Annotated in this window: 4 protein-coding genes; 3 read left to right on the forward strand and 1 reads right to left on the reverse strand. The window is 59.2% G+C overall.

All coding sequences use genetic code 11. From position 1 onward, the window contains the following. The first annotated feature begins 71 nt into the window (after nucleotides 1-71). The gene (locus ACXJ7R_RS29270) at nucleotides 72-323 is read left to right on the forward strand and encodes a DUF1858 domain-containing protein (protein ID WP_457154871.1); all 252 of its coding nucleotides are present in this window, start codon (nucleotides 72-74) and stop codon (nucleotides 321-323) included. On the opposite strand, the gene ACXJ7R_RS29275 is transcribed toward ACXJ7R_RS29270, so the two are convergent. After that, nucleotides 320-1024, reverse strand: a complete 705-nt coding sequence (locus tag ACXJ7R_RS29275; protein ID WP_457154872.1) for a Crp/Fnr family transcriptional regulator — start codon at nucleotides 1022-1024, stop codon at nucleotides 320-322. The genes ACXJ7R_RS29270 and ACXJ7R_RS29275 overlap by 4 nt on opposite strands. A 247-nt stretch (nucleotides 1025-1271) precedes the next feature. On the opposite strand from ACXJ7R_RS29275, the gene ACXJ7R_RS29280 reads away from it, so the two are divergent. Together ACXJ7R_RS29280 and nirK are read left to right on the forward strand one after the other, a co-directional pair. Continuing rightward, the gene (locus ACXJ7R_RS29280) at nucleotides 1272-1718 is read left to right on the forward strand and encodes a pseudoazurin (RefSeq protein ID WP_457154873.1); all 447 of its coding nucleotides are present in this window, start codon (nucleotides 1272-1274) and stop codon (nucleotides 1716-1718) included. A 320-nt stretch (nucleotides 1719-2038) separates the two neighbouring features. Next, nucleotides 2039-2816, forward strand: a 778-nt coding sequence (nirK, locus tag ACXJ7R_RS29285; protein ID WP_457154874.1) for a copper-containing nitrite reductase, incomplete at its 3' end; no start/stop codon positions are given.

Below are 2816 nucleotides of genomic sequence, written 5' to 3' on the forward strand. Positions count from 1 at the left end.
GTTCATAGGTGATGAGGGTGCATCGGGCTGCTTCCTCTTTGTCCCAGCGCAACGAGCATCCCGGAAATCAGATGCAGCATGTCCGCTTCCAAGCGTGGGCAAGCGGCATGAAACACAAATTCAGCGACGATGCGACGATGGACGAAATCATGCACCTGTCGCCGGCGGCCATCCGGGTGGTGCTCCAGCACGGCATGCTTTGCGTCGGCTGCCCGATTGCTTCGTTCCATACCGTTTCCGACGCGGCACGCGAGCACGATCTGAACGAGGAACAACTCGGCTCCGATTTGCGGGCCGCGATCGAAAGCACCAACCCTGACTAACTTTTCTCGGCGCGGCCTTCCGCGATCAGAAGGAGCCGGTGAGGTTCGACTACGGTCACCCTCTGGCGTCCACTTTTGACCAATCCCTGGTCTTCCCAGGCCGAGAGCAACCGGCTCACCGTATGGAGCGTTGTTCCCGYCATCTCGGCAATGTCCTGACGAGAGATCGGGAAGTCGATCAGGATTCCTTCCTTTGTCTTCCTGCCAGCCTGCTTGACCAGCTTGAGCATCGCATGGGCGACGCGCTGTTCCACCTGTTCTGTGGCCATCTCGATGACGCGCGTATGAGCGTCCTGCAGCCYGGTGCCCACGGCTTTGTAGGTGTTGGCACTGAAGCTCGGGAAATTTGCTGCGAAGGTCGGCCATAGATGGCTTGCCCAGGCAAGAACCACACAATCAACGGCAGCGATCGCATTTGCCGGATAGGTGGTGCGGCCAAGCGCGTGGGCGATGCCCATCAACTCGCCTGGACTTATGTACCGCACAGTCACCTCGTGACCGTCCGGGGTTGATTTCACGACGCGCACATGTCCGTCCAGCAGCAGGAAAAAGGAATGTGCTTCCTGCTCCTGCTCGAACACCGGCTGGTCCTTGGCGATCCGGAGCGACCTGGCCTGGCCGACGATGCGATCGAGATCCGTGGCGGCGACGCCCTCAAAGACAGAAAGCCCTGCAATCAGCGAGCGATCGAGGCTAACCAACTCTGTCCCCTCCCGAATTTGACCGCGGCCAATGCATCCAAGCCGGTCTGCCAAAGAGTGTTCTCACGGCGATTGATGCGGGGCAAGGGGCGCATGCTTTGGCTCTCGTCCATGCGCCACGCCACACGAGGGCGCCAACGATGTTTTTGCTCACGAGTTTGCGCCAGCGCAAATCGCCAAGCCGCCTGATGGCCTAGAAGAAGGCAACGGTTGAAGGCCGTGACGAACTCAAGAAAAGGATTTCCAAATGAAACTGCCACTGATCGCCGCGGCCATCGCCCTGCTCTCCATCGCCGGTGCCGCGAATGCCGAAGAACACGTCGTACAGATGCTGAACAAGGGCGAGAAAGGTTCGATGGTCTTCCAGCCCGCCTTTGTCCGGGCAGTGCCCGGAGACACGATCAAATTTGTGCCGACCGACAAATCCCACAATGCCGAGAGCATCAAAGGAATGATCCCGGACGGTGCTGAAGCTTTCAAAGGTAAGCCCAGCGAAGAAGTAATCGTGACCCTCACCAAGGAGGGCGCCTACGGCGTCAAGTGTGCCCCACATTACGGCATGGGCATGGTTGCGCTGATCGTGGTCGGCAAGTCCGCCAACCTGGAAGCGGCGCAGGCCGTCAAGCAGGTCGGCAAAGCCAAAACCGTGTTTGCCGAACTGTTTGCCGAAGCGACCAAGACTGCTTCCAACTGAGGCTTTTCCAGGATGCCCTCCGGTTGGCGATCTTCCGGAGGCAGAGGCCGGACAGACTGAGGGGAGCGGTCTGGTCCGGCCTATTTCATTTGGATATCGATAGACAGCCCGAGACACGATCTTCTCGTCCCCAGCGGTTGCCTTATCCAAGGTTGCTGATCTGGAGTTGGCAGTCAGTGAACCTCGGCCGGCCGGGCTCGGCTACTCGCCCCGTCAATCGAGCAACGCAACAAATGAAATCGGATTTGCGCCAGCGCAAAGACGTGGCCCGCGAGCAGACTATTCTTAGTGCATCAGATCGGTGAAAAAAGGAGATGGAAATGCTTACGAGACGAGAAGCTTTGTTAGGTTCTGTCCTTACCGCGGCCGCAGCCGCGGCCGTTGTTGCAATGCCGGTTGTGGCAAGTGCAGCCGAAGTTGCAAGTCTACCGCGCGAAAAGGTCACCCTCGTCGCGCCGCCGTTCGTCCACGCCCATGACCAAGTGGCCAAGGGCGGTCCAAAGGTCGTCGAATTCACCATGACGATCGAGGAGAAGCCGATGATCATCGATGCCGACGGCACGCAGCTCAATGCGATGACCTACAACGGCTCGATTCCGGGCCCTCTGATGGTCGTGCATCAAGACGACTATATCGAACTCACCCTGATCAATCCCGAGACCAATACGCTTGCCCATAATATCGATTTCCACGCCGCCACCGGCGCGCTTGGCGGCGGCGGCCTGACCCTGGTCAATCCTGGCGAGCAGGTCACGCTGCGCTTCAAGGCCACGCGCACGGGGACCTTCGTCTACCACTGTGCGCCTGGCGGCGCGATGATCCCGTGGCATGTCGTGTCGGGGATGAGCGGAGCAGTGATGATACTGCCGCGCGACGGCCTCAAGGACGACAAGGGCAGGCCCGTTCGCTATGACCGCATCTTCTACATCGGCGAGAACGATTTCTACGTCCCCCGCGACGAGCAGGGGAAATTCAAGAAATATGAAACAGCCGGCGACAATTACGATGATACGGTCAAGGTCATGCGCGGGTTGATCCCCACCCATGTCGTGTTCAACGGCAAGGCGGGATCGCTGACTGGCGACAACGCGATGAAGG

It is taken from the genome of Mesorhizobium sp. P5_C1, from assembly GCF_054049815.1.

What these genes read in the sequence shown, in the direction of transcription:
- ACXJ7R_RS29270 (WP_457154871.1), top strand. Translation starts at nt 72, where the DNA reads ATGCAGCATGTCCGCTTCCAAGCGTGGGCAAGCGGCATGAAACACAAA.
- ACXJ7R_RS29280 (WP_457154873.1), top strand. Translation starts at nt 1,272, where the DNA reads ATGAAACTGCCACTGATCGCCGCGGCCATCGCCCTGCTCTCCATCGCC.